Genomic DNA, 22,192 nt, shown 5'->3' on the forward strand with positions numbered 1-22,192 from the left:
TCGCGTCATCCCAATAGAGGATCAAAGTGGCTCGCAAGACACCTATCGAGCGCTACCGTAACATCGGTATTAGCGCTCACATCGACGCCGGCAAAACGACGACGACCGAGCGCATCCTGTTCTACACCGGCGTGAACCATAAGATTGGTGAAGTTCACGACGGCGCTGCCACCATGGACTGGATGGAGCAGGAGCAGGAACGCGGCATCACGATCACGTCCGCTGCTACCACGGCGTTCTGGAAAGGCATGGCCGGCGACCGCGCTGAGCACCGCATCAACATCATCGACACCCCGGGCCACGTTGACTTCACAATTGAAGTTGAGCGCTCGATGCGCGTGCTCGACGGCGCGTGCATGGTTTACTGTGCTGTGGGTGGCGTTCAGCCCCAGTCGGAAACCGTGTGGCGTCAGGCTAATAAGTACAAGGTTCCCCGTCTCGCGTTCATCAACAAGATGGACCGCACCGGCGCGAACTTCTTCAAGGTTTACGACCAGCTCAAGCTGCGTCTGAAGGCGAACCCGGTTCCGGTCGTGGTGCCTATCGGTGCAGAAGAAAACTTCACGGGCGTCGTCGATCTGCTGAAGATGAAAGCGATCATTTGGGACGAAGCGTCCCAAGGCACGAAGTTCTCGTACGAAGAAATTCCGGCGGAACTGGCTGACTCGTGCACGGAATGGCGCGAGAAGATGGTCGAGGCGGCTGCCGAGTCGAGCGAAGAATTGATGAACAAGTACCTGGAAGAGGGCGAGCTCTCTGAAGCGGAAATCATCAAGGGTCTGCGCGACCGTACGATCGCTTGCGAAATCCAGCCGATGCTGTGCGGCACCGCGTTCAAGAACAAGGGCGTGCAACGCATGCTGGACGCCGTGCTCGACTTCCTGCCTTCGCCGATCGACATCCCGCCGGTTACCGGCGAGCTGGAAAACGGTGAGAAGGGCGAGCGCCGCGCTGCCGACGACGAAAAGTTCTCGGCACTGGCGTTCAAGATCATGACCGACCCGTTCGTCGGCCAGCTGATCTTCTTCCGCGTGTACTCGGGCGTCGTGAATTCCGGCGACACCGTGCTGAACGCGACCAAAGACAAGAAGGAACGTCTGGGTCGTATTCTGCAGATGCACGCGAACCAGCGCGAAGAAATCAAGGAAGTCCGCGCAGGCGACATCGCAGCAGCAGTCGGCCTGAAAGACGCGACGACCGGCGACACGCTGTGCGATCCGCAAAGCCCGATCGTGCTCGAGCGCATGATTTTCCCGGAGCCGGTGATTTCGCAGGCGGTTGAGCCGAAGACGAAGCCTGACCAGGAAAAGATGGGTCTGGCGCTGAACCGTCTGGCACAAGAAGATCCGTCGTTCCGCGTTCAAACGGACGAAGAATCGGGCCAAACCATTATTTCGGGCATGGGCGAGCTCCACCTGGAAATTCTGGTTGACCGTATGAAGCGCGAATTCGGCGTGGAAGCGACTGTCGGCAAGCCGCAAGTTGCTTACCGCGAAACGATTCGCGGCAAGGCGGAAGACGTTGACGGCAAGTTCGTCAAGCAGTCGGGTGGTCGCGGCCAGTATGGTCACGCGGTCATCACGCTCGAGCCGAATGAGCAAGGCAAGGGCTACGAGTTCCTCGACGAGATCAAGGGCGGTGTGATTCCGCGCGAATACATCCCGGCGGTGGACAAGGGTATCCAGGAAACGCTGAAGGCAGGCGTGCTGGCAGGCTTCCCGGTCGTCGACGTCAAGGTTCACCTGACGTTCGGTTCGTACCACGACGTTGACTCGAACGAAAATGCGTTCCGCATGGCCGGCTCGATGGCGTTCAAGGAAGCAATGCGCAAGGCTCAACCGGTCATCCTCGAACCGATGATGGCTGTGGAAGTCGAAACGCCTGAAGATTACATGGGCAACGTGATGGGCGACCTGTCGGGTCGTCGCGGCATCGTGCAGGGCATGGACGACATGGTTGGCGGCGGCAAGATCGTTCGCGCCGAAGTCCCGCTGTCGGAAATGTTCGGCTACTCGACGTCGCTGCGTTCGCTGACCCAAGGTCGTGCAACGTACACGATGGAGTTCAAGCACTACTCCGAAGCACCGCGTAACGTGTCCGAAGCGATCATCAACGCGAAGTCGAAGTAATCGCGCGGCAAGTCATTCAACGATTAACTTTTTGAAAGAAGAGAAACATGGCTAAAGGTAAATTCGAACGGACCAAGCCGCACGTGAACGTCGGCACGATCGGTCACGTTGACCACGGCAAGACCACGCTGACGGCAGCGATCACGACGGTTCTGACGCAGAAGTTTGGCGGCGAAGCGAAGGCATACGACCAGATCGACGCGGCGCCGGAAGAAAAGGCACGTGGTATCACGATCAACACGGCACACGTCGAGTACGAAACGGCTAACCGCCACTACGCACACGTCGACTGCCCGGGCCACGCTGACTATGTGAAGAACATGATCACGGGCGCAGCGCAGATGGACGGCGCGATCCTGGTGTGCTCGGCCGCTGACGGCCCGATGCCGCAAACGCGTGAGCACATCCTGCTGGCGCGTCAGGTTGGCGTTCCGTACATCATCGTGTTCCTGAACAAGTGCGACATGGTGGACGACGCTGAGCTGCTGGAGCTGGTCGAGATGGAAGTTCGCGAACTTCTGTCGAAGTACGACTTCCCGGGCGACGAAACGCCGATCATCAAGGGTTCGGCCAAGCTGGCGCTGGAAGGCGACAAGGGCGAGCTGGGCGAAGTGGCGATCATGAATCTGGCCGATGCGCTGGACACGTACATCCCGACGCCGGAGCGCGCAGTTGACGGCGCATTCCTGATGCCGGTGGAAGACGTGTTCTCGATCTCGGGTCGCGGCACGGTGGTGACGGGTCGCGTTGAGCGCGGCGTCGTGAAGGTTGGCGAGGAAATCGAAATCGTCGGTATCAAGCCGACGGTGAAGACGACCTGCACGGGCGTGGAAATGTTCCGCAAGCTGCTCGACCAGGGTCAGGCAGGCGACAACGTCGGTATCCTGCTGCGCGGCACGAAGCGTGAAGACGTGGAGCGTGGCCAGGTTCTGGCCAAGCCGGGTTCGATCAACCCGCACACGCACTTCACGGCTGAAGTGTACGTGCTGAGCAAGGATGAAGGCGGTCGTCACACGCCGTTCTTCAACAACTACCGTCCGCAGTTCTACTTCCGTACGACGGACGTGACGGGCTCGATCGAGTTGCCGAAGGACAAGGAAATGGTCATGCCGGGCGACAACGTGTCGATCACGGTGAAGCTGATCAACCCGATCGCGATGGAAGAAGGCCTGCGCTTCGCAATTCGCGAAGGCGGCCGTACGGTCGGCGCAGGTGTGGTTGCCAAGATTCTCGAGTAAAATCGCGAATTGCCGTATTTGGTGTAAGTGGTGCCCGGAGCCGGGCGCCTGCCCTCGGTGGAAGCCCGGCTCTACGTTCTTTTACTGTCTGGCGGTGCAATATCGCCTCGCTCTTTCCAAGGAATTGTCATGCAGAACCAGAAAATCCGCATTCGCCTGAAGGCTTTCGACTATCGCCTGATCGATCAATCGGCTGCTGAAATCGTCGACACGGCAAAGCGGACTGGCGCAATCGTTCGTGGTCCGGTTCCCCTGCCGACCCGTATTCAACGCTTCGACATCCTGCGTTCGCCGCACGTCAACAAGACGTCGCGCGACCAGCTCGAAATCCGTACGCACCAACGCCTGATGGACATCGTCGATCCGACGGATAAGACCGTTGACGCATTGATGAAGCTGGATCTGCCGGCTGGTGTGGACGTGGAAATCAAGCTGCAATAAGGCTTCAAAACGTTGCCAGGCATGCCCGGCAGCGCTAAGTCATTGATTGCTTGCGGAAAACGAAAGGCCTCGCTATAATAGTGGGCTTTTCGCGCATTTGCGCAAAAAAGTCGGTGTGCTGCAGCATGAATTCATGCCCGAAACGGCACCGGCATTTTGTAAATTAGCCCCGACCAATCGCAGTCGGGAATGGAGAAAACGATGAGCCTTGGACTCGTAGGTCGCAAGGTTGGCATGACCCGTATCTTCACGGCAGAAGGGGATTCGATTCCCGTTACCGTGCTGGACGTGTCCGACAACCGCGTGACGCAGATCAAGACTGTTGAAACCGACGGCTACACGGCCGTGCAGGTTGCATTCGGTACGCGCCGTGCATCGCGCGTGACGAAGCCGTTGGCCGGTCATCTCGCCAAAGCCGGTGTTCAAGCCGGTGAAATCCTCAAAGAATTCCAGATCGATGCTGCCAAGGCTGCCGAGTTGTCGAACGGCACCGTGGTCGGTCCCGACCTGTTCGAAGTAGGCCAGAAGGTCGACGTGCAAGGCGTGTCGATCGGTAAGGGCTACGCCGGTACCATCAAGCGTTACAACTTCGCATCCGGCCGTGCATCGCACGGTAACTCGCGCTCGCACAACGTGCCGGGTTCGATCGGTATGGCGCAGGATCCGGGTCGTGTTTTCCCGGGTAAGCGCATGACCGGTCACATGGGTGACGATACGGTAACCGTGCAAAACCTCGAAATCGCTCGTATCGACGCTGACCGCAAGCTGTTGCTGGTCAAGGGCGCCGTTCCGGGTGCGAAGGGTGGCAAGGTATTCGTTACGCCGGCCGTGAAGACGCGTGCCGTGAAAGGAGCGAAATAATGGAACTTAAGCTCCTGAATGCCAATGGTCAGGAAGGTGCAGGCGTTAGCGCGTCGGACGTCGTGTTCGGCCGCGATTACAACGAAGCCCTGATTCACCAGGTGGTGGTGGCGTATCAAGCGAATGCCCGTAGCGGTAACCGCGCGCAGAAGGACCGTGAGCAAGTCAAGCACACGACCAAGAAGCCGTGGCGCCAGAAGGGTACGGGCCGCGCCCGTGCCGGTATGTCGTCGAGCCCGTTGTGGCGCGGCGGTGGCCGGATCTTCCCGAATTCGCCGGAAGAAAACTTTTCGCACAAGGTCAACAAGAAGATGCATCGCGCAGGTCTCTGCTCGATCTTCTCGCAGCTGGCCCGCGAAGGCCGTATCTCGGTGGTCGACGAGCTGACGCTCGAAGCGCCGAAGACGAAGCTGCTGGCCGAAAAATTCAAGGCGATGGGTCTCGACTCCGTGCTGGTGATTACCGACACGGTTGACGAAAACCTGTACCTCGCGTCGCGCAACCTCGCCCATGTGGCAGTTGTCGAGCCGCGTTACGCCGACCCGCTGTCGCTGATCTACTTCAAGAAGATCCTGATCACGAAGGCTGCGGTCGCCCAGATCGAGGAGTTGCTGTCATGAGCGAGATTCGCAAGAACGATCATCGTTTGATGCAGGTCCTGCTCGCGCCGGTGATCTCCGAAAAGGCGACGCTGGTGGCCGACAAGAACGAGCAAGTCGTGTTCGAAGTCGCGCCCGATGCCACGAAGCAGGAAGTGAAAGCTGCAGTCGAGCTGCTGTTCAAGGTGGAAGTCAATTCCGTCAACGTGCTGGTCTCGAAGGGCAAAGCCAAGCGCTTTGGCCGCTTCATGGGCAAGCGCAAGGACGTGAAGAAGGCGTATGTCTGCCTGAAGCCCGGCCAGGAAATCAACTTTGAAGCGGAGGCCAAGTAATCATGGCAATCGTTAAAGTTAAGCCGACTTCGCCGGGCCGCCGTGCGATGGTCAAGGTGGTCAACAAGGATCTGCATAAGGGCAAGCCGTTCGCACCGCTGCTCGACTCGCAATCCACGACCGCCGGCCGTAACAACAACGGCCACATCACGACCCGTCATAAGGGTGGTGGTCACAAGCATCACTATCGTGTCGTCGATTTCCGTCGCAACAAGGACGGTATCGCAGCGAAGGTCGAACGCCTTGAGTACGATCCGAACCGTAGCGCGAACATTGCGCTGGTTCTGTACGCAGACGGCGAACGCCGCTACATCATCGCTCCGAAGGGTATCACCGTCGGTCAGCAACTGATGTCGGGTTCGGAAGCGCCGATTCGTGCAGGCAACACGCTGCCGATCCGCAACATTCCGGTCGGTACGACGATTCACTGCATCGAAATGCTGCCTGGCAAGGGCGCGCAAATGGCGCGTTCGGCTGGTACGTCGGCGATGCTGTTGGCTCGTGAAGGCATCTACGCACAGGTCCGCCTGCGCTCGGGTGAAATCCGCCGCGTCCACGTCGAGTGCCGCGCGACGATTGGTGAAGTTGGCAACGAAGAGCATAGCCTCCGTCAAATCGGTAAGGCTGGCGCGAACCGCTGGCGCGGTATCCGCCCGACGGTGCGTGGCGTTGCAATGAACCCGGTCGATCACCCGCACGGTGGTGGTGAAGGCAAGACGGCTGCAGGTCGCGATCCGGTGAGCCCGTGGGGCACACCTGCTAAGGGTTATCGCACCCGCAGCAACAAGCGCACGACGAGCATGATCGTCCAGCGCCGTCACAAGCGTTAAGGAGTAGGCAATGGCACGTTCTGTAAAAAAAGGTCCGTTCTGCGACGCCCATTTGCTGAAGAAAGTTGAGGCGGCAGCAGCTTCGCGGGATAAGAAGCCGATCAAAACCTGGTCGCGTCGCTCGACGATCCTCCCGGATTTCATCGGTCTGACGATCGCCGTTCATAACGGCCGTCAACACGTTCCGGTGTACATCTCGGAAAACATGGTCGGCCACAAGCTTGGCGAGTTCGCACTGACCCGTACGTTCAAGGGTCATGCAGCCGACAAGAAGGCTAAGAAATAAGGGGCTCATGATGGAAGTGAAAGCAATTCATCGCGGTGCCCGCATCTCGGCGCAGAAAACGCGCCTTGTGGCTGACCAGATCCGCGGTTTGCCGGTCGACAAGGCGCTGAACGTTCTGACGTTTTCGCCGAAGAAGGCTGCGGGAATCGTGAAAAAGGTCGTGCTGTCGGCGATCGCGAATGCGGAGCATAACGAAGGCGCCGATATCGATGAGCTCAAGATCACGAGCATCTACATCGACAAGGCTGCGTCGCTCAAGCGTTTTACCGCGCGCGCTAAAGGCCGCGGTAACCGCATCGAGAAGCAATCCTGTCACATCACTGTGACGGTCGGGAATTAAGGGGTCATACGATGGGACAGAAAATTCATCCGACTGGCTTCCGTTTGGCCGTCAGCCGCAATTGGGCGTCGCGTTGGTACGCGAACAACAACAATTTCGCGGCGATGTTGCAGGAAGACATCGGTGTTCGTGAATACCTGAAGAAGAAGCTGAAGAACGCGTCCGTCGGCCGCGTTGTGATCGAGCGTCCTGCGAAGAACGCGCGTATCACGATTTTCAGCTCGCGTCCGGGTGTCGTGATCGGTAAGAAGGGTGAAGACATTGAACTGCTGAAGTCCGAGCTGCAAAAGCGCATGGGCGTTCCGGTTCACGTCAACATCGAAGAAATCCGCAAGCCGGAAACCGATGCGCAACTGATCGCGGATTCGATCACGCAACAGCTCGAGCGCCGGATTATGTTCCGCCGCGCGATGAAGCGTGCGATGCAAAACGCAATGCGTCTGGGTGCTCAAGGCATCAAGATCATGAGCGCTGGCCGCCTGAACGGTATCGAAATCGCACGTACGGAATGGTATCGCGAAGGTCGTGTGCCGCTTCATACGCTGCGTGCTGATATCGACTACGCAACGTCGGAAGCAAAGACGACGTACGGCATCATCGGCGTGAAGGTGTGGGTCTACAAGGGCGACACGCTCGGCCGCAACGACGCACCGGTGGTTGAAGAAGTCGCCGAAGAAAAGCGTCCGCGCCGCAACGCACGTCCGGGTGGCGATCGCCGTCCGCGTCGCGATGGTGAAGGTGGTGGCCCGGCAGGTGCACGCCGTGGCGCTCCCCGTCGTGCTGGCGGTGCCGGCGACGGCGGGAAGACTGGAGAATAACGATGCTGCAACCGAAACGCAGAAAGTATCGCAAAGAGCAGAAGGGTCGTAACACCGGTATCGCTACCCGCGGCAACGCGGTGTCGTTCGGTGAGTTCGGCCTGAAGGCTATCGGTCGTGGTCGCTTGACCGCGCGCCAGATCGAAGCGGCACGTCGTGCAATGACGCGTCACATCAAGCGTGGTGGCCGCATCTGGATTCGCATCTTCCCGGACAAGCCGATCTCGCACAAGCCGGCTGAAGTACGGATGGGTAACGGTAAAGGTAACCCTGAGTACTACGTCGCAGAGATTCAACCGGGCAAGATGCTGTACGAAATGGACGGCGTAACCGAAGAGCTGGCACGCGAAGCGTTCCGTCTGGCTGCAGCTAAGCTGCCGCTCAAGACGACGTTTATCGTGCGTCAGCTCGGCGCCTAAGGAGCAAATGATGAAGGCTTCCGAACTTCACCAGAAAGATCAGGCCGCGCTCAACAAGGAGCTGTCGGACCTGTTGAAGGCGCAATTCGGCCTGCGCATGCAACTCGCGACCCAGCAGCTCACGAACACGAGCCAGCTGAAGAAGGTCCGTCGCGACATCGCACGTGTGCGGACCGTCCTGACTGAGAAGGCGAACCAGAAATGAACGATAGCGTAAAAACCTCGCTCAAGCGGACGCTGGTCGGCAAGGTCGTCAGCAACAAGATGGACAAGACGGTCACCGTGCTGGTTGAGCACCGCGTGAAGCACCCGATCTACGGCAAGTACGTTGTGCGTTCCAAGAAGTACCACGCGCACGACGATGCGAACACGTACAACGAGGGCGACCTCGTTGAAATCCAGGAAACGCGTCCGATTTCGAAGACGAAAGCTTGGGTTGTGGCTCGCCTGGTCGAGGCTGCTCGCGTCATCTGACGCCGCAGTGTTGTAGAAGTAATTGAAATCGCAGTAGGTTTCGCTTGCAAGACCGAGATTATTTGTTATAATTTCGGTCTTCCCTCTTTTATGGGAGCCCCGTCGCGGGCGAAGTTGGTGGGGGAAGCGGATCGGGCGCCAGTCTGTTCCGAAGGATTCACCGGATTGCGATGGCGGGTTTCGTTTGCCGTCGCTGCTGTTCATACCCAAGCAGCCGATTGGCTGACGGGACCAAGACTGACCGGGCACGCCATGGTGGTGTGACCGGATTAAGTTGGGAAAGATAAACCATGATCCAGACCGAAACTCGGCTTGAAGTGGCCGACAACACGGGTGCGCGTGAAGTCATGTGCATCAAGGTGCTCGGCGGCTCGAAGCGTCGTTATGCCAGCATTGGCGACATCATCAAGGTGACCGTCAAAGAAGCAACGCCGCGCGGGCGCGTGAAGAAAGGCGAAATTTATAACGCCGTGGTGGTTCGCACCGCCAAGGGCGTGCGCCGTCAGGACGGCTCGCTGATCAAGTTCGATGGCAACGCCGCTGTGTTGTTGAATGCCAAGCTCGAACCTATTGGCACCCGTATTTTCGGGCCTGTCACGCGCGAGTTGCGCAGCGAACGATTCATGAAGATCGTTTCGCTGGCACCTGAAGTGCTGTAAGGAGTCGCGATGAACAAGATTCGCAAAGGTGACGAAGTTATCGTCATCACCGGCAAAGATAAAGGCAAGCGCGGCGTCGTGCTGTCCGTTGGCGAAGGCAAAGTGATTGTCGAGGGTATCAACCTCGTCAAGAAGCACGTCAAGCCGAACCCGATGAAGGGTACGACGGGCGGTGTTGAAGCCAAGACGATGCCGCTGCAAATTTCGAACGTCGCATTGGTCGACGCGAATGGCAAGGCGTCGCGTGTAGGCATCAAGGTCGAGGGAGACAAGAAAGTCCGTTTCCTTAAGACGACCGGTGCCGAGCTGAGCGCCTGACGCTGCGGAGTAAAAAAATGGCTCGTTTGCAAGAGTTTTACAAAGAAAAGGTTGTACCCGGCCTCATCGAGAAGTTCGGTTACAAGTCCGTGATGGAAGTGCCGCGCATCACCAAGATCACCCTGAACATGGGTCTTGGCGAAGCCGTTGCTGACAAGAAGATCATCGAAAACGCCGTTGGCGACCTGACGAAGATCGCAGGCCAGAAGCCGGTGATCACGAAGGCACGCAAGGCAATCGCTGGCTTCAAGATCCGTCAAGGCTATCCGATCGGTGCAATGGTCACGTTGCGTGGTCAAGCAATGTACGAATTTCTGGACCGTTTCGTGACGGTCGCGCTCCCCCGTGTGCGTGACTTCCGTGGCGTGTCGGGTCGTGCATTCGATGGTCGCGGCAACTACAACATCGGTGTGAAAGAGCAGATCATTTTCCCCGAAATCGACTACGACAAGATCGACGCACTGCGTGGGCTGAACATCAGCATCACGACGACTGCGAAGACCGACGACGAAGCAAAGGCTCTGCTCGCCAGCTTCAAGTTCCCGTTCAGAAACTGAGGTTACCGTGGCTAAACTGGCACTGATCGAACGTGAAAAGAAGCGTGCTCGCCTGGCTGCTAAGTACGCTCCCAAGCGTGCAGAGCTGAAAGCGATCATCGGCGATATGAGCAAGTCGGACGAAGAGCATTACGCAGCACGTCTGGAGCTGCAACAACTGCCGCGCAACTCTAATCCGACCCGTAAGCGCAATCGTTGCGCAATTACCGGTCGCCCGCGTGGCACGTTCCGTAAATTCGGGCTGGCGCGTAACAAGATTCGCGAAATCGCGTTCCGCGGCGAGATCCCTGGCCTGACCAAGGCGAGCTGGTAATAGGAGAAACGTAAATGAGCATGAGTGATCCTATCGCCGATATGCTGACTCGCATCCGCAATGCGCAGATGGTTGAGAAAGTCTCGGTGACTATGCCCTCGTCGAAAGTCAAGGTTGCGATTGCGCAGGTCCTGAAGGACGAAGGCTATATCGATGATTTCGCAGTGAAGTCCGAAGGTGCGAAGTCTGAATTGAACATCGTGTTGAAGTACTACGCTGGCCGTCCGGTCATCGAACGCATTGAACGCGTTTCGAAGCCTGGTCTGCGTGTGTACCGCGGCCGTAACGACATCCCCGTGGTCATGAATGGCCTCGGCGTGGCAATCGTGTCGACGCCGAAGGGCGTGATGACGGACCGCAAGGCGCGTGCAACGGGCGTTGGCGGCGAAGTCATCTGCTACGTCGCTTAAGGCCGAAAGGAGAGAAACATGTCTCGAGTAGGTAAAAGCCCGGTCGCGCTGCAAGGCGCAGAAGTGGCCCTGAGCGACGATCGCATCACCGTCAAGGGCCCGCTGGGTACGATTACGCAGGCGGCAAACCGCCTCGTGAAAGTGGTGAACGACAACGGCACGCTGAATTTTGAGCCGGTTGACGAAAGCCGCGAAGCGAATGCGATGTCGGGCACGATGCGCGCACTGGTTGCGAACATGGTGAACGGCGTGACGAAGGGTTTCGAGCGCAAGCTGACGCTGGTTGGCGTTGGTTATCGCGCACAAGCGCAAGGCGACAAGCTGAACCTGTCGCTGGGTTTCTCGCACCCTGTGGTGCACCAGATGCCGGAAGGCGTCAAGGCTGAAACCCCGACGCAAACCGAAATCGTGATCAAGGGGATCAATAAGCAACAAGTTGGCCAGGTCGCTGCAGAAGTGCGCGGCTATCGCCCGCCGGAGCCCTACAAGGGCAAGGGTGTGCGTTACGCCAATGAGGTTGTGATCCTCAAAGAAACGAAGAAGAAGTAAGGGTGCGCAATCATGGATAAGACTCAATCTCGCCTGCGCCGCGCTCGTCAGACGCGTATCAAGATCGCTGAGCTGCAGGTCGCGCGTCTCGCCGTGCATCGCACGAACACGCACATCTATGCGCAAGTGTTCTCGCCGTGCGGCACCAAGGTGCTCGCCAGCGCGTCGACGCTCGAAGCCGAAGTGCGTGCGCAACTGGCTGATCAGACGGGCAAGGGCGGCAACGTCGCTGCTGCTACTCTGATCGGTAAGCGCATCGCAGAAAAGGCTAAGGCTGCCGGCATCGAATCCGTCGCCTTCGACCGTTCGGGTTTCCGTTACCACGGCCGCGTGAAAGCGCTGGCTGATGCGGCGCGCGAAGCCGGACTCAAGTTCTAAGGGAAGAATTCGTCATGGCAAAGATGCAAGCGAAAGTTCAGGCTGACGAACGCGACGACGGCCTGCGCGAAAAGATGATTTCGGTCAACCGCGTGACCAAGGTTGTGAAGGGCGGCCGGATTCTCGGTTTTGCCGCACTGACCGTGGTTGGCGACGGCGATGGCCGCATCGGCATGGGCAAGGGTAAAGCGAAGGAAGTTCCGGTTGCTGTTCAGAAGGCAATGGAGCAAGCTCGCCGCAACATGTTCAAGGTGCCGCTGAAGAACGGTACGTTGCAACACGAAGTGCACGGTAAGCACGGCGCATCCGCAGTTCTCCTCGCTCCGGCGAAGGATGGTACGGGCGTGATCGCAGGTGGTCCGATGCGCGCAGTGTTCGACGTGATGGGCGTGCAAAACGTGGTTGCTAAGAGCCACGGTTCGACGAACCCGTACAACCTCGTTCGTGCAACGCTCGATGGTCTGCGCAAGCAGTCCACGCCGGGCGACATCGCGGCGAAGCGCGGCAAGTCCGTCGAAGATATTCTGGGCTAAGGTGGACACCATGTCTGATAAAACTGTCAAGGTCCAGCTCGTCAAGAGCCTGATCGGCACCCGTGAGACGCACCGTGCAACGGTACGTGGCTTGGGCCTGCGCCGACTCAACTCGGTTAGCGAGTTGCAGGACACGCCGGCTGTGCGCGGCATGATCAACAAGGTTTCGTACCTCGTTAAGGTCATCAGCTAAGCGGCTGACCAGGACTCAAGGAGTTGATAATGGAATTGAATAACCTGAAGCCGGCTGAAGGCTCGAAGCACGCTAAGCGTCGCGTCGGCCGTGGTATCGGCTCCGGTCTGGGCAAGACGGCTGGCCGCGGTCACAAGGGTCAGAAGTCGCGTTCGGGCGGCTTTCACAAGGTTGGCTTCGAAGGCGGTCAAATGCCGCTGCAACGTCGCCTGCCGAAGCGTGGCTTTACTTCGCTGACGAAGGAATTCGTTGGTGAGGTGCGTCTCTCGGATCTGGAAAAGCTGCCGGTCGACGAGATCGATCTGCTGGCTCTGAAACAAGCCGGCCTGGTCGGCGAGTTGATCAAGAGCGCCAAGATCATCGCGACGGGCGAGCTCAAGCGCAAGGTCGTTGTGAAGGGTCTGGGTGCGACGAAGGGTGCGCGCGCTGCTATCGAAGCAGCCGGTGGCTCTTTTGCCGAGTAACGCGCAAGTTAATTGCCGTCACTAGCATTTGCATCGGAGAAGGTACTTGGCTAACAGCCCGAGTCTCGCAAAACCCGGTCGCGGCGCGGCGAAGTTCGGCGATCTGCGTCGGCGGGCAGTGTTCCTGCTGCTGGCGCTGATCGTCTACCGTATCGGCGCGCATATTCCGGTGCCGGGTATTGACCCGGACCAGCTGGCAAAGCTTTTCCAAAGCCAGTCGGGCGGCATCCTTGGCATGTTCAACATGTTTTCGGGTGGCGCACTTTCGCGGTTCACGATTTTTGCGCTGGGGATCATGCCGTATATTTCGGCGTCGATCATCATGCAGTTGCTGGCGATTGTCTCGCCGCAGCTCGAAGCGCTGAAAAAGGAAGGGCAAGCGGGTCAACGGAAGATTACGCAGTACACGCGTATCTTCACGGTCCTGCTGGCGACGTTCCAGGCGTTCGGCATTGCCGTGGCGTTGGAAAATCAGCCTGGCCTGGTGATTGATCCGGGAATGGTTTTTCGGTTGACGACGGTCGTGACGCTGGTGACCGGCACGATGTTCCTGATGTGGCTGGGTGAGCAGATCACGGAGCGCGGGCTTGGCAACGGTATCTCGATCATTATTTTCGGCGGGATTGCAGCGGGCTTCCCGAATGCAATCGGTGGTCTTGTTTCGCTGGTTCAAACCGGTTCGATGAGTCCAATATCCGCGATTATCGTCGTCGCGCTGATTGCTGCTGTGACGTATCTGGTGGTGTTCATCGAACGCGGCCAGCGCAAGATTCTTGTGAATTACGCAAAGCGGCAAGTCGGTAACAAGATTTACGGCGGTCAGTCTTCGCATTTACCGCTGAAGTTGAACATGTCGGGCGTGATTCCGCCGATCTTTGCATCGTCGATCATTCTCTTCCCGGCAACCATCCTGAACTGGTTTAGTTCGGGGTCGCGTACCAGCTGGTTCGCAGACACGTTGCACAACGTGGCCGAAGCCCTTAAGCCCGGTCAACCCGTGTACGTGTTGCTGTACGCGTTGGCGATCGTTTTCTTCTGTTTCTTCTACACCGCACTGGTGTTCAACAGCAGAGAGACGGCCGACAACCTGAAAAAGAGTGGCGCTTTCGTCCCAGGCATCCGCCCGGGCGATCAAACGGCCCGATACATTGACCGCATCCTCACGCGTCTGACGCTGGCCGGTGCGATCTACATCGTGTTCGTTTGTCTGCTGCCCGAGTTTCTGGTGCTGCGCTGGAACGTGCCGTTTTATTTTGGTGGAACGTCGCTGCTGATCATTGTCGTCGTCACAATGGATTTCATGGCGCAGGTGCAGTCGTACGTTATGTCGCAACAGTATGAATCGCTGCTGAAGAAAGCTAATTTCAAAGGCGGCGGCGTCCCGATGCGTTGAAAGGACTTATGGCCAAAGACGATGTTATCCAGATGCAGGGTGAAGTCATCGAAAACCTGCCTAATGCTACCTTCAGGGTGAAGCTGGAAAACGGCCATGTCGTATTGGGACACATATCTGGGAAGATGCGGATGCACTACATCCGGATCTTGCCGGGCGACAAGGTGACGGTTGAATTGACGCCTTACGATCTGTCGCGTGCGCGGATCGTGTTCCGGGCGAAGTGATTTGAAAAAAGGGTAATATCATGAAAGTGATGGCATCGGTTAAGCGCATTTGCCGCAATTGCAAGATCATCAAGCGCAAAGGCGTTGTGCGCGTGATTTGCAGCTCTGATCCGCGCCACAAACAGCGTCAAGGCTGAACGCCGCGCTTTTGCTTGCGCTTTTTGTTTGAGGAAAAACAATGGCTCGTATCGCAGGGGTTAACATCCCGAATCACCAGCATACCGAAATCGGCCTGACGGCTATCTACGGTATCGGCCGCACGCGCTCGCGCGACATTTGCGTCGCTGCTGGTGTGGCATTTTCGAAGAAGGTCAAAGACCTGAACGACGCAGACCTCGAAAAGCTGCGTGAAGAAGTCGGCAAGTTCATCGTTGAAGGCGATCTGCGCCGTGAAACGACGATGAACATCAAGCGCCTGATGGATCTCGGCTGCTACCGTGGCGTTCGGCATCGTAAGGGCTTGCCCCTGCGCGGCCAACGTACGCGTACGAATGCCCGTACGCGCAAGGGTCCGCGTCGTGCAGCGCAATCGCTGAAGAAGTAAGCGGAACTGACAGTTACAGGAAAACGTAATGGCTAAGGCTTCGAACAACTCCGCGGCGCAACGCGTTCGCAAGAAGGTCAAGAAGAACGTCGCCGAGGGCGTGGTTCACGTTCACGCGTCGTTCAATAACACCATCATCACGATCACTGATCGTCAAGGCAATGCACTTGCTTGGGCAACGTCGGGTGGTCAGGGCTTCAAGGGTTCGCGTAAGTCGACCCCGTTTGCAGCCCAGGTGGCAGCCGAATCGGCTGGCCGCGTGGCGATGGAATACGGCGTGAAGAACCTCGAAGTGCGGATCAAGGGCCCCGGTCCTGGCCGTGAGTCGGCGGTGCGCGCGTTGCATGGTCTTGGCATCAAGATCACCGCGATCTCCGACGTGACTCCCGTCCCGCACAACGGCTGCCGTCCGCCGAAGCGTCGTCGTATCTAAGACGCTTGTTTTGCCAGCGCCTGTTGCCGCCCTGCGCGGCGGCGGGCTGCTTGCGCTATTGAATTGACTAAGCCCACCGTTCGACCCAAAGGGTTCGGACTAGCGCGAATGCATGCATTTGCGTGATTAATCATAGAAGGAATCAACGTGGCACGTTATATCGGCCCTAAGGCCAAGCTGTCCCGCCGTGAAGGCACTGACCTTTTCCTGAAGAGCGCCCGTCGTTCGCTCGCTGACAAGTGCAAGCTTGACAGCAAGCCCGGCCAACACGGCCGCACCTCGGGTGCACGTACGTCCGACTACGGCACGCAGCTGCGCGAAAAGCAAAAAGTGAAGCGCATCTACGGTGTCCTCGAGCGCCAATTCCGCCGTTACTTCGCTGAAGCTGACCGCCTGAAGGGCAACACGGGTGAAAACCTGCTGCAACTTCTCGAGTCGCGTCTGGATAACGTCGTGTATCGCATGGGCTTCGGCTCGACGCGCGCTGAAGCGCGTCAGCTGGTGAGCCACAAGGCGATCACGGTGAACGGCGTTGTGTCGAACATCCCGTCGATGCAAGTGAAGGCTGGCGACGTCGTTGCTGTCCGCGAACAGAAGAAGAAGCAGGCGCGTATTCTCGAAGCGCTGTCGCTGGCTGAGCAAGGCGGTCTGCCGAGCTGGGTCGCTGTTGATTCGAAGAAGTTCGAAGGCACGTTCAAGCAGAAGCCGGAACGCAGCGACATCGCTGGCGATATCAACGAAAGCCTGATCGTCGAATTGTATTCGCGGTAATCGGATTAACGGCCGGGGCACCTCGATTGCGCTAAGCAAGGGGGCGTCTCGGCTGTTTATTTTCAGGTTGTTACCGGTCAGCCTTATCGGTGTAACGAGCCGAGGGTATTGAAAAGGAAAACCTATGCAAACCAGTTTGTTGAAGCCCAAGATCATCGCTGTTGAATCGCTTGGTGAGAGCCACGCGAAAGTGGTCATGGAACCGTTTGAACGCGGTTATGGCCACACCTTGGGTAACGCGCTCCGGCGCGTGCTGCTGTCGTCGATGGTGGGCTATGCGCCGACCGAAGTGACGATCGCAGGCGTCGTGCATGAGTATTCGACGCTCGACGGTGTGCAAGAGGATGTGGTCAACCTGTTGTTGAACCTGAAGGGCGTGGTCTTCAAGCTGCATAACCGTGACGAAGTGACGGTTACGCTGCGCAAGGAAGGCGAAGGCGTTGTCACCGCTGGCGACATCGAACTCGCGCACGATTGCGAAGTGATCAACCCGGATCACGTGATTGCGCATCTGTCGAAGGGCGGCAAGCTCGACGTGCAGATCAAGGTCGAAAAGGGCCGCGGCTATGTGCCGGGCAATGTGCGTCGTTATGGCGAAGAGTCGGCCAAGATCATCGGCCGTATCGTCCTGGATGCGTCGTTCTCGCCGGTTCGCCGCGTGAGCTATGCCGTGGAAAGCGCCCGCGTCGAACAGCGTACCGACCTCGACAAGCTCGTGATGAACATCGAAACCAACGGTGTGATTTCGCCGGAAGAAGCGATCCGTCAATCGGCGCGCATTCTGGTCGATCAACTGTCGGTCTTCGCTGCTCTGGAAGGCACCGAAGCAACGGCTGAAGCGCCGTCGCGCGCGCCGCAGATCGATCCGATCCTGCTGCGCCCGGTTGATGATCTCGAACTGACGGTTCGTTCCGCGAACTGCCTCAAGGCCGAGAACATTTACTACATCGGCGACCTGATCCAGCGCACGGAAAACGAGCTGCTCAAGACGCCGAATCTGGGCCGCAAGTCGCTGAACGAAATCAAGGAAGTACTGGCGTCGCGTGGTTTGACGCTCGGCATGAAACTCGAGAACTGGCCGCCGGCTGGTCTGGACAAGTAATCCCGGGGCAGAACCCCGTCGCTGCACTGGCAAAGACGCGGATTTTCCTTTAAAATCCGCGTCTTGTCTTTTTTCACTACCGGCCCGTGCACTCGCTACCGTTGGGAAACGGCGGGAAGTTCGAGAGCGATAGAAGAGCTGGACCAAAACTTTGAATCGAAGGAATTAACATGCGTCACCGTCATGGTTTGCGGAAACTGAACCGCACGAGCAGCCACCGTCTGGCAATGCTCCGTAATATGTCCAACTCGCTGATCGAGCACGAAGTCATCAAGACCACGCTGCCGAAGGCGAAAGAACTCCGTAAAGTCGTCGAGCCGCTGATCACGCTCGGCAAGAAGCCGTCGCTGGCAAATCGTCGTCTGGCATTCAACCGCCTGCGCGATCGTGACTCGGTCACGAAGCTGTTCGAAGTTCTGGGCCCGCGTAACGCTACCCGTCCGGGCGGCTACCTGCGCGTGCTGAAGTTCGGCTTCCGCGTTGGCGACAACGCTCCGATGGCACTGGTCGAACTGCTCGACCGTCCGGAAGTTGAAGAAGTCGAAGTGCAAGAAGCTGAGTAAGCTTTTTAGCATCAAAAGAAAGCCAGGCGCCAAGCCTGGCTTTTTTGTTTCCAGCGCCATAACGCGCGCGGCAGAATGCGGTGCGCGTGGCCATTTGCCGCATCGCCGCCGCGGCGCCGTCTGCGGTAGGGCAAGGCTAGGTGATACGATATCGGCACCTGAATCGTGCCTGACCGGAGCCATCTGTGAGTGTGAATGTGACCTTGATTCTGACGACGGTGCCTGACGCGGCCGTGGCTCAGAAGCTTGCTGCGGATGCCTTGGCCACACGGCTATGCGCCTGCGTCACGCAGCTAGGTGCCGTGCAGTCCAGCTACCACTGGCAGGGCGCGATCGAAACGGCGCACGAGATCCAGTTGCTGTTCAAGACTAGCGCGGCGCGTGCGCTTGAACTCGAGCAGTTCATTCAGGCTCACCATCCCTACGACACGCCGGAGATCCTCTCGTGGCAAGCGACGGCATCGGCCGCGTACGGCCAGTGGGTCACTGCTGAAACTCAACGTACCCTCCATGTTTAACGGTCTTGACCGACGCGCGCGCAATGCGCTGCGTACGCTATTTTTCCTAGTTGGTTGCGTGATTTTTGCGCAGTTCGGCACGCTGGCTTGTGCTGCGGATGACTTCCTTGATCCGGCGGTCGCCTTCAAATTCAGCGCGAAGGAGAGGCCCGGCGAAGTCGAGGTGACCTACAAGATCGCGGATGGCTACTACATGTACCGCGAGCGCTTCGCCTTCGCTACCCGCAACGGAACGGCCACGATCGGTGAACCGCAATTGCCCGCGGGGCACGTCAAGTTCGATCAGACCTTTAACAAGGACGTCGAGACGTATCGGAACGAGTTGACGATCCGGATTCCCGTTAAGCAAGCGGCCGGACCATTTGATCTGGCGGTGACGTCGCAGGGTTGTGCCGATGCCGGCATCTGCTACCCGCCGATGGAGCGGGTGTACCACGTCAGCGGCGCGGCTCTGCAACCGGCTGGCAGCGCGCAAGGCCCGAGCGTCAATGGTGCGCAACAATCGGCCGCCGCAAGCACCTCATGGTTTGAGCGTGCCACCAGCGCGGACTACGCGCAGTCGCTGCTGCAAGGCGGCGGCTTCTTCGCGATCGTCGGGCTTTATTTCATCGCCGGCGCAGTGCTGAGTCTGCTCCCTTGTTCGTATCCGATGATTCCAATTCTTTCGGCGATCATTATCGGAGAAGGCGCGCGAGTGACACGTGCTCGCGGATTTTCGCTGTCGGCGGCCTACGTGATCGGTATGGCACTCGTGTACACGGCGCTTGGCATTGGCGCGGCACTGATCGGGCAAAGCCTCGGCGCGTGGTTGCAGAATCCGTGGGTGCTGGGTGCTTTTGCCGTGCTGCTGACGGTTTTCGCGCTGACCCTGATCGCCGGCTTTGATATCGCGCTTCCGCAGCGTTGGCAGGACGGCGTCTCGCGCGCATCGGCGGGCCGCTCCGGAGGCAAGTTTGCAGCGGTTGCCGTGATGGGCGCGCTGTCCGCACTGGTGGTCGGCGCCTGCATGACCGCTCCGCTCTTCGCAGTGCTGGCGTTCATTGCGCATACGGGCGACGCGCTGCTCGGCGGCGCGGCACTATTTTCGATGGGACTTGGCTTGGGCGTGCCGCTGCTGATTCTCGGTCTTGGCGCGGGCACGTTTTTGCCGCGCGCCGGCGCGTGGATGGACGGCGTCAAGGTGTTCTTTGGCGTGGTGCTGCTCGCGGCGGCGCTGTGGATCGTCTGGCCGGTGCTGGGCGCGGCGGCGACCATGCTCCTGAGCGCGCTCTGGTTGCTGGTCGCCGCTGTCTCCCTCGGTTTGTTCGCGGCGCCGGCCGCGCAGGCTTCCGTGTGGCGCCGGCTTGGCCGCGGTATCGGCGTCGCGCTGGCCGTCTGGGCGGCGGTCCTGCTGGTCGGGCTAGCGGCGGGTTCATCGGATCCTCTGCGCCCGCTTGCCGTCCTGGCGGCGCGCGGCGGCGAGGCGGGCGTCGCGGGCGCTTCTAATAGGCCGGGCAGCGCGCCGCAGAGCGATCTGACGTTCGCCCAGGTTCGGTCATCGAATGAACTCGATGAGGCTGTCAAGACGGCTGCACAGCCCGCTATGCTCGATTTTTACGCCGACTGGTGCGTCAGCTGTAAAGAAATGGAGAAGTTCACCTTCAGCGACCCGCGTGTCCAGGCGAAATTGAAGCAGATGAATCTGCTGCGCGCCGACGTCACCGCCAATAACGCCGACGATCAGACGCTGCTCAAGCGCTTCAGCCTGTTCGGGCCGCCAGGGATCATCTTCTTCGATCGGAGTGGCAAGGAAGTGCTGCGCGTAGTTGGCTATGAGTCAGCGGATAAGTTTTTGCGCAGTCTGGATCGGGCGCGTGAGCCCGGGGCATGACGGCTTATGAGGGGCCCGCTACGGCGCGTGGCGTGTCTGCGGTAGTCAGCGGCCACTCGGTGACGGCACGGCGCGTCTTGCAGTCGAGGCGATAAAAGCCGAAATGGATCACCACGATCGCTGGCTGGCCGACAGCCGGCGTATCGCTCAATCGGATCTCGGTTCTGATCCGCGGCCGGCTGGAGCCTTCCCTGAAACGGGGAATTGAGCGCGCAACGCAGCGGGTCGAGCTGAATGTCGAGGGCAAGACGATCGCTGTCGAATTCGAATAGCGAGAAATTCGATTAGCGAGTACCCATGCACCGCGAGACGCGAACCAACCACGACTTCGCAGAGACTGACGGTGCGCGCCGACTCAAGCGCCAAACAAAAAACGGAGGCTCGACTCACCGGCCGGCCTCCGTTTATCCCAACGCCTGAGCCGCCGCGAAAGGCGGCGTGTCGGGTTACTTCTGCGAACGCAAGATCCGCGCGGCATCCAATGCGAAATAGGTCAGCACACCATCCGCGCCGGCCCGCTTGAACGCCAGTAGCGATTCCATCATCGCCTTGTCATGATCGAGCCAGCCGTTCTGCGCGGCCGCTTTCAGCATGGCGTACTCGCCGCTCACCTGGTACACGTACGTCGGGAACTGGAACTCGTCCTTCACGCGGCGCACGATATCCAGATACGGCATGCCTGGCTTGACCATCACCATGTCCGCGCCTTCGTTGATGTCCGCTTGCACTTCGCGCAGCGCTTCATTCGAATTGGCCGGGTCCATCTGGTAGGTCATCTTGTTGCTTTTGCCGAGGTTCGTGGCGGACCCCACGGCATCGCGGAACGGGCCGTAAAACGCCGACGCGAACTTGGCGGCATAAGCCATGATGCGAGTGTGGACATGATCTTCGCTTTCGAGCATCTCGCGGATGGCGCCGATGCGGCCGTCCATCATGTCCGACGGCGCGACGATATCGACGCCCGCTTCAGCCTGTGCACGTGCCTGCTCGACCAGAATCTCGACTGTCTCGTCGTTGATGACGTAGCCGGCTCCGTCGAGCACGCCGTCCTGGCCGTGGCTCGTGTACGGATCGAGTGCGACATCGGTCAGCACGCCCAGTTCGGGGAAGTTCTTTTTGAGTTCGCGAACCGCGCGCGGAATCAGACCGGCCGGGTTGGTTGCTTCGCGGCCGTCAGGCGTTTTCAGTGCAGGTTCGATGGCGGGAAACAGCGACAGCACCGGCACGCCCAATTCGACGCATTGCTCGGCCACGCCCATCAGCAGATCCACCGAGACGCGCTCGACGCCCGGCATTGACGGAACGGCTTGCCGCACGTTCGTGCCTTCGACGATAAAGACCGGGTAGATCAGATCGTTGGTGGTGAGGATATTTTCCCGCATCAGACGACGCGAGAAGTCGTCGCGGCGCATGCGGCGCGGACGGTGGTGGGGATAGAAGCTCATAGACGAATCGAAGAAACGTGGATGTGTGGAGTGGCCAAGTAACGCCTGTCTCCGCTGCCGGAAACTTTTCGAGACAATGGTATATCATACCGATCGAGCAAGGCGCCTTGCGCTGACCTCCCCGCTTCTCCTCCCTGAGCGGGTGCCTGTCGTTTTTTCGATTAGGCTGTTTGACCCGCCGTTAA

Annotated in this window: 34 protein-coding genes; 33 read left to right on the plus strand and 1 reads right to left on the minus strand. The window is 58.9% G+C overall.

What is annotated here, in order from left to right; genetic code table 11:
* Positions 1-26: 26 nt before the first annotated feature.
* From fusA to dsbD, 33 genes are all read left to right on the plus strand, one after another.
* Positions 27-2,129, plus strand: a complete 2,103-nt coding sequence (gene fusA / locus AC57B1_RS10140; RefSeq protein WP_091798348.1) for an elongation factor G — start codon at positions 27-29, stop codon at positions 2,127-2,129.
* Between the two features lie 47 nt (positions 2,130-2,176).
* Entirely contained in the window at positions 2,177-3,367 is a 1,191-nt protein-coding gene (gene tuf / locus AC57B1_RS10145; protein ID WP_007180138.1) for an elongation factor Tu, read from the plus strand.
* A gap of 129 nt (positions 3,368-3,496) precedes the next feature.
* Positions 3,497-3,808, plus strand: coding sequence for a 30S ribosomal protein S10 (gene rpsJ, locus AC57B1_RS10150; RefSeq protein WP_006998489.1), 312 nt, complete (start codon positions 3,497-3,499; stop codon positions 3,806-3,808).
* 201 nt (positions 3,809-4,009) lie between these two features.
* Positions 4,010-4,669 carry a 50S ribosomal protein L3 gene (rplC, locus tag AC57B1_RS10155; RefSeq protein WP_007180137.1) on the plus strand — a complete coding sequence of 220 codons (660 nt, stop codon included), beginning with the start codon at positions 4,010-4,012 and terminating at the stop codon, positions 4,667-4,669.
* Positions 4,669-5,289 (plus strand): 50S ribosomal protein L4, encoded by a 621-nt coding sequence (rplD, locus tag AC57B1_RS10160; RefSeq protein WP_007180136.1) that lies wholly within the window; start codon positions 4,669-4,671, stop codon positions 5,287-5,289. The genes rplC and rplD overlap by 1 nt, the downstream gene beginning before the upstream one ends.
* The gene (gene rplW / locus AC57B1_RS10165; RefSeq protein WP_007180135.1) at positions 5,286-5,600 is read left to right on the plus strand and encodes a 50S ribosomal protein L23; all 315 of its coding nucleotides are present in this window, start codon (positions 5,286-5,288) and stop codon (positions 5,598-5,600) included. Before rplD ends, rplW begins: the two co-directional genes overlap by 4 nt.
* Positions 5,601-5,602: 2 nt before the next feature.
* Positions 5,603-6,430 (plus strand): 50S ribosomal protein L2, encoded by an 828-nt coding sequence (gene rplB, locus AC57B1_RS10170; RefSeq protein WP_091798350.1) that lies wholly within the window; start codon positions 5,603-5,605, stop codon positions 6,428-6,430.
* Positions 6,431-6,440: 10 nt separating this feature from the next.
* The gene (gene rpsS, locus AC57B1_RS10175) at positions 6,441-6,716 is read left to right on the plus strand and encodes a 30S ribosomal protein S19 (protein WP_004199273.1); all 276 of its coding nucleotides are present in this window, start codon (positions 6,441-6,443) and stop codon (positions 6,714-6,716) included.
* A 7-nt stretch (positions 6,717-6,723) separates the two neighbouring features.
* Complete coding sequence (rplV, locus tag AC57B1_RS10180) at positions 6,724-7,056, plus strand: 50S ribosomal protein L22 (protein ID WP_007180133.1); 333 nt, start codon at positions 6,724-6,726, stop codon at positions 7,054-7,056.
* 11 nt (positions 7,057-7,067) lie between these two features.
* Complete coding sequence (rpsC, locus tag AC57B1_RS10185; RefSeq protein ID WP_007180132.1) at positions 7,068-7,874, plus strand: 30S ribosomal protein S3; 807 nt, start codon at positions 7,068-7,070, stop codon at positions 7,872-7,874.
* A gap of 2 nt (positions 7,875-7,876) precedes the next feature.
* Positions 7,877-8,293 (plus strand): 50S ribosomal protein L16, encoded by a 417-nt coding sequence (rplP, locus tag AC57B1_RS10190; RefSeq protein ID WP_007180131.1) that lies wholly within the window; start codon positions 7,877-7,879, stop codon positions 8,291-8,293.
* A gap of 10 nt (positions 8,294-8,303) precedes the next feature.
* Positions 8,304-8,498, plus strand: coding sequence for a 50S ribosomal protein L29 (gene rpmC / locus AC57B1_RS10195; RefSeq protein WP_007180130.1), 195 nt, complete (start codon positions 8,304-8,306; stop codon positions 8,496-8,498).
* The gene (rpsQ, locus tag AC57B1_RS10200; RefSeq protein WP_007180129.1) at positions 8,495-8,767 is read left to right on the plus strand and encodes a 30S ribosomal protein S17; all 273 of its coding nucleotides are present in this window, start codon (positions 8,495-8,497) and stop codon (positions 8,765-8,767) included. The genes rpmC and rpsQ overlap by 4 nt, the downstream gene beginning before the upstream one ends.
* A 290-nt stretch (positions 8,768-9,057) precedes the next feature.
* Positions 9,058-9,426, plus strand: coding sequence for a 50S ribosomal protein L14 (gene rplN, locus AC57B1_RS10205; RefSeq protein ID WP_006052212.1), 369 nt, complete (start codon positions 9,058-9,060; stop codon positions 9,424-9,426).
* Positions 9,427-9,435: 9 nt separating this feature from the next.
* Positions 9,436-9,744, plus strand: coding sequence for a 50S ribosomal protein L24 (rplX, locus tag AC57B1_RS10210; RefSeq protein ID WP_006052213.1), 309 nt, complete (start codon positions 9,436-9,438; stop codon positions 9,742-9,744).
* 17 nt (positions 9,745-9,761) lie between these two features.
* Positions 9,762-10,301 carry a 50S ribosomal protein L5 gene (gene rplE, locus AC57B1_RS10215; protein ID WP_006052214.1) on the plus strand — a complete coding sequence of 180 codons (540 nt, stop codon included), beginning with the start codon at positions 9,762-9,764 and terminating at the stop codon, positions 10,299-10,301.
* A 7-nt stretch (positions 10,302-10,308) separates the two neighbouring features.
* Positions 10,309-10,614 carry a 30S ribosomal protein S14 gene (gene rpsN / locus AC57B1_RS10220; protein WP_006052215.1) on the plus strand — a complete coding sequence of 102 codons (306 nt, stop codon included), beginning with the start codon at positions 10,309-10,311 and terminating at the stop codon, positions 10,612-10,614.
* A gap of 14 nt (positions 10,615-10,628) precedes the next feature.
* A complete protein-coding gene (gene rpsH, locus AC57B1_RS10225) occupies positions 10,629-11,024 on the plus strand; it encodes a 30S ribosomal protein S8 (protein WP_006052216.1) in 396 nt (131 codons plus the stop codon).
* Between the two features lie 18 nt (positions 11,025-11,042).
* Entirely contained in the window at positions 11,043-11,573 is a 531-nt protein-coding gene (gene rplF / locus AC57B1_RS10230; protein ID WP_012434569.1) for a 50S ribosomal protein L6, read from the plus strand.
* 12 nt (positions 11,574-11,585) lie between these two features.
* Positions 11,586-11,951: a 50S ribosomal protein L18 gene (rplR, locus tag AC57B1_RS10235; protein WP_006052218.1), complete on the plus strand. Its 366-nt coding sequence runs from the start codon at positions 11,586-11,588 to the stop codon at positions 11,949-11,951.
* A gap of 14 nt (positions 11,952-11,965) precedes the next feature.
* Positions 11,966-12,484: a 30S ribosomal protein S5 gene (rpsE, locus tag AC57B1_RS10240; RefSeq protein ID WP_007180127.1), complete on the plus strand. Its 519-nt coding sequence runs from the start codon at positions 11,966-11,968 to the stop codon at positions 12,482-12,484.
* A gap of 10 nt (positions 12,485-12,494) precedes the next feature.
* Positions 12,495-12,677 carry a 50S ribosomal protein L30 gene (gene rpmD, locus AC57B1_RS10245; protein WP_007180126.1) on the plus strand — a complete coding sequence of 61 codons (183 nt, stop codon included), beginning with the start codon at positions 12,495-12,497 and terminating at the stop codon, positions 12,675-12,677.
* A 29-nt stretch (positions 12,678-12,706) separates the two neighbouring features.
* The gene (rplO, locus tag AC57B1_RS10250) at positions 12,707-13,141 is read left to right on the plus strand and encodes a 50S ribosomal protein L15 (RefSeq protein WP_007180125.1); all 435 of its coding nucleotides are present in this window, start codon (positions 12,707-12,709) and stop codon (positions 13,139-13,141) included.
* Between the two features lie 46 nt (positions 13,142-13,187).
* Positions 13,188-14,534 carry a preprotein translocase subunit SecY gene (gene secY / locus AC57B1_RS10255; protein ID WP_091798353.1) on the plus strand — a complete coding sequence of 449 codons (1,347 nt, stop codon included), beginning with the start codon at positions 13,188-13,190 and terminating at the stop codon, positions 14,532-14,534.
* Between the two features lie 8 nt (positions 14,535-14,542).
* The gene (infA, locus tag AC57B1_RS10260; RefSeq protein ID WP_004521905.1) at positions 14,543-14,761 is read left to right on the plus strand and encodes a translation initiation factor IF-1; all 219 of its coding nucleotides are present in this window, start codon (positions 14,543-14,545) and stop codon (positions 14,759-14,761) included.
* Between the two features lie 20 nt (positions 14,762-14,781).
* Entirely contained in the window at positions 14,782-14,898 is a 117-nt protein-coding gene (gene rpmJ / locus AC57B1_RS10265) for a 50S ribosomal protein L36 (protein WP_004199844.1), read from the plus strand.
* A gap of 41 nt (positions 14,899-14,939) precedes the next feature.
* The gene (rpsM, locus tag AC57B1_RS10270; RefSeq protein WP_006052223.1) at positions 14,940-15,305 is read left to right on the plus strand and encodes a 30S ribosomal protein S13; all 366 of its coding nucleotides are present in this window, start codon (positions 14,940-14,942) and stop codon (positions 15,303-15,305) included.
* A 28-nt stretch (positions 15,306-15,333) separates the two neighbouring features.
* Positions 15,334-15,738: a 30S ribosomal protein S11 gene (gene rpsK, locus AC57B1_RS10275; protein ID WP_006052224.1), complete on the plus strand. Its 405-nt coding sequence runs from the start codon at positions 15,334-15,336 to the stop codon at positions 15,736-15,738.
* 147 nt (positions 15,739-15,885) lie between these two features.
* Positions 15,886-16,509, plus strand: a complete 624-nt coding sequence (rpsD, locus tag AC57B1_RS10280) for a 30S ribosomal protein S4 (RefSeq protein WP_007180123.1) — start codon at positions 15,886-15,888, stop codon at positions 16,507-16,509.
* Positions 16,510-16,633: 124 nt separating this feature from the next.
* Entirely contained in the window at positions 16,634-17,611 is a 978-nt protein-coding gene (locus AC57B1_RS10285; protein ID WP_028199575.1) for a DNA-directed RNA polymerase subunit alpha, read from the plus strand.
* Between the two features lie 170 nt (positions 17,612-17,781).
* Positions 17,782-18,174, plus strand: coding sequence for a 50S ribosomal protein L17 (gene rplQ / locus AC57B1_RS10290; protein WP_496417456.1), 393 nt, complete (start codon positions 17,782-17,784; stop codon positions 18,172-18,174).
* Between the two features lie 185 nt (positions 18,175-18,359).
* Positions 18,360-18,692 (plus strand): divalent-cation tolerance protein CutA, encoded by a 333-nt coding sequence (gene cutA, locus AC57B1_RS10295; protein WP_496417457.1) that lies wholly within the window; start codon positions 18,360-18,362, stop codon positions 18,690-18,692.
* Positions 18,685-20,562, plus strand: coding sequence for a protein-disulfide reductase DsbD (dsbD, locus tag AC57B1_RS10300; RefSeq protein ID WP_496417458.1), 1,878 nt, complete (start codon positions 18,685-18,687; stop codon positions 20,560-20,562). Before cutA ends, dsbD begins: the two co-directional genes overlap by 8 nt.
* A 446-nt stretch (positions 20,563-21,008) precedes the next feature.
* On the opposite strand, the gene hemB is transcribed toward dsbD, so the two are convergent.
* On the minus strand, positions 21,009-22,007 hold the full coding sequence (gene hemB / locus AC57B1_RS10305; RefSeq protein WP_496417459.1) for a porphobilinogen synthase: 999 nt from the start codon (positions 22,005-22,007) through the stop codon (positions 21,009-21,011).
* Between the last annotated feature and the right edge of the window lie 185 nt (positions 22,008-22,192).

The organism is Paraburkholderia sp. BGA-UO-ETr-F21, assembly GCF_059567925.1.

What these genes read in the sequence shown, in the direction of transcription:
- rplE (WP_006052214.1), top strand. Translation starts at nt 9,762, where the DNA reads ATGGCTCGTTTGCAAGAGTTTTACAAAGAAAAGGTTGTACCCGGCCTC.
- rpsM (WP_006052223.1), top strand. Translation starts at nt 14,940, where the DNA reads ATGGCTCGTATCGCAGGGGTTAACATCCCGAATCACCAGCATACCGAA.
- rplF (WP_012434569.1), top strand. Translation starts at nt 11,043, where the DNA reads ATGTCTCGAGTAGGTAAAAGCCCGGTCGCGCTGCAAGGCGCAGAAGTG.
- rplB (WP_091798350.1), top strand. Translation starts at nt 5,603, where the DNA reads ATGGCAATCGTTAAAGTTAAGCCGACTTCGCCGGGCCGCCGTGCGATG.
- rplR (WP_006052218.1), top strand. Translation starts at nt 11,586, where the DNA reads ATGGATAAGACTCAATCTCGCCTGCGCCGCGCTCGTCAGACGCGTATC.
- rplQ (WP_496417456.1), top strand. Translation starts at nt 17,782, where the DNA reads ATGCGTCACCGTCATGGTTTGCGGAAACTGAACCGCACGAGCAGCCAC.
- tuf (WP_007180138.1), top strand. Translation starts at nt 2,177, where the DNA reads ATGGCTAAAGGTAAATTCGAACGGACCAAGCCGCACGTGAACGTCGGC.
- rpmJ (WP_004199844.1), top strand. Translation starts at nt 14,782, where the DNA reads ATGAAAGTGATGGCATCGGTTAAGCGCATTTGCCGCAATTGCAAGATC.
- infA (WP_004521905.1), top strand. Translation starts at nt 14,543, where the DNA reads ATGGCCAAAGACGATGTTATCCAGATGCAGGGTGAAGTCATCGAAAAC.
- rplO (WP_007180125.1), top strand. Translation starts at nt 12,707, where the DNA reads ATGGAATTGAATAACCTGAAGCCGGCTGAAGGCTCGAAGCACGCTAAG.
- rplX (WP_006052213.1), top strand. Translation starts at nt 9,436, where the DNA reads ATGAACAAGATTCGCAAAGGTGACGAAGTTATCGTCATCACCGGCAAA.
- rpsJ (WP_006998489.1), top strand. Translation starts at nt 3,497, where the DNA reads ATGCAGAACCAGAAAATCCGCATTCGCCTGAAGGCTTTCGACTATCGC.
- rpmC (WP_007180130.1), top strand. Translation starts at nt 8,304, where the DNA reads ATGAAGGCTTCCGAACTTCACCAGAAAGATCAGGCCGCGCTCAACAAG.
- rpsH (WP_006052216.1), top strand. Translation starts at nt 10,629, where the DNA reads ATGAGCATGAGTGATCCTATCGCCGATATGCTGACTCGCATCCGCAAT.
- rpsK (WP_006052224.1), top strand. Translation starts at nt 15,334, where the DNA reads ATGGCTAAGGCTTCGAACAACTCCGCGGCGCAACGCGTTCGCAAGAAG.
- rplC (WP_007180137.1), top strand. Translation starts at nt 4,010, where the DNA reads ATGAGCCTTGGACTCGTAGGTCGCAAGGTTGGCATGACCCGTATCTTC.
- dsbD (WP_496417458.1), top strand. Translation starts at nt 18,685, where the DNA reads ATGTTTAACGGTCTTGACCGACGCGCGCGCAATGCGCTGCGTACGCTA.
- rpsC (WP_007180132.1), top strand. Translation starts at nt 7,068, where the DNA reads ATGGGACAGAAAATTCATCCGACTGGCTTCCGTTTGGCCGTCAGCCGC.
- rpsS (WP_004199273.1), top strand. Translation starts at nt 6,441, where the DNA reads ATGGCACGTTCTGTAAAAAAAGGTCCGTTCTGCGACGCCCATTTGCTG.
- rplW (WP_007180135.1), top strand. Translation starts at nt 5,286, where the DNA reads ATGAGCGAGATTCGCAAGAACGATCATCGTTTGATGCAGGTCCTGCTC.
- rpsQ (WP_007180129.1), top strand. Translation starts at nt 8,495, where the DNA reads ATGAACGATAGCGTAAAAACCTCGCTCAAGCGGACGCTGGTCGGCAAG.
- rplV (WP_007180133.1), top strand. Translation starts at nt 6,724, where the DNA reads ATGATGGAAGTGAAAGCAATTCATCGCGGTGCCCGCATCTCGGCGCAG.
- AC57B1_RS10285 (WP_028199575.1), top strand. Translation starts at nt 16,634, where the DNA reads ATGCAAACCAGTTTGTTGAAGCCCAAGATCATCGCTGTTGAATCGCTT.
- rplN (WP_006052212.1), top strand. Translation starts at nt 9,058, where the DNA reads ATGATCCAGACCGAAACTCGGCTTGAAGTGGCCGACAACACGGGTGCG.
- rpmD (WP_007180126.1), top strand. Translation starts at nt 12,495, where the DNA reads ATGTCTGATAAAACTGTCAAGGTCCAGCTCGTCAAGAGCCTGATCGGC.
- rpsE (WP_007180127.1), top strand. Translation starts at nt 11,966, where the DNA reads ATGGCAAAGATGCAAGCGAAAGTTCAGGCTGACGAACGCGACGACGGC.
- rplD (WP_007180136.1), top strand. Translation starts at nt 4,669, where the DNA reads ATGGAACTTAAGCTCCTGAATGCCAATGGTCAGGAAGGTGCAGGCGTT.
- rplP (WP_007180131.1), top strand. Translation starts at nt 7,877, where the DNA reads ATGCTGCAACCGAAACGCAGAAAGTATCGCAAAGAGCAGAAGGGTCGT.
- hemB (WP_496417459.1), bottom strand. Translation starts at nt 22,007, where the DNA reads ATGAGCTTCTATCCCCACCACCGTCCGCGCCGCATGCGCCGCGACGAC.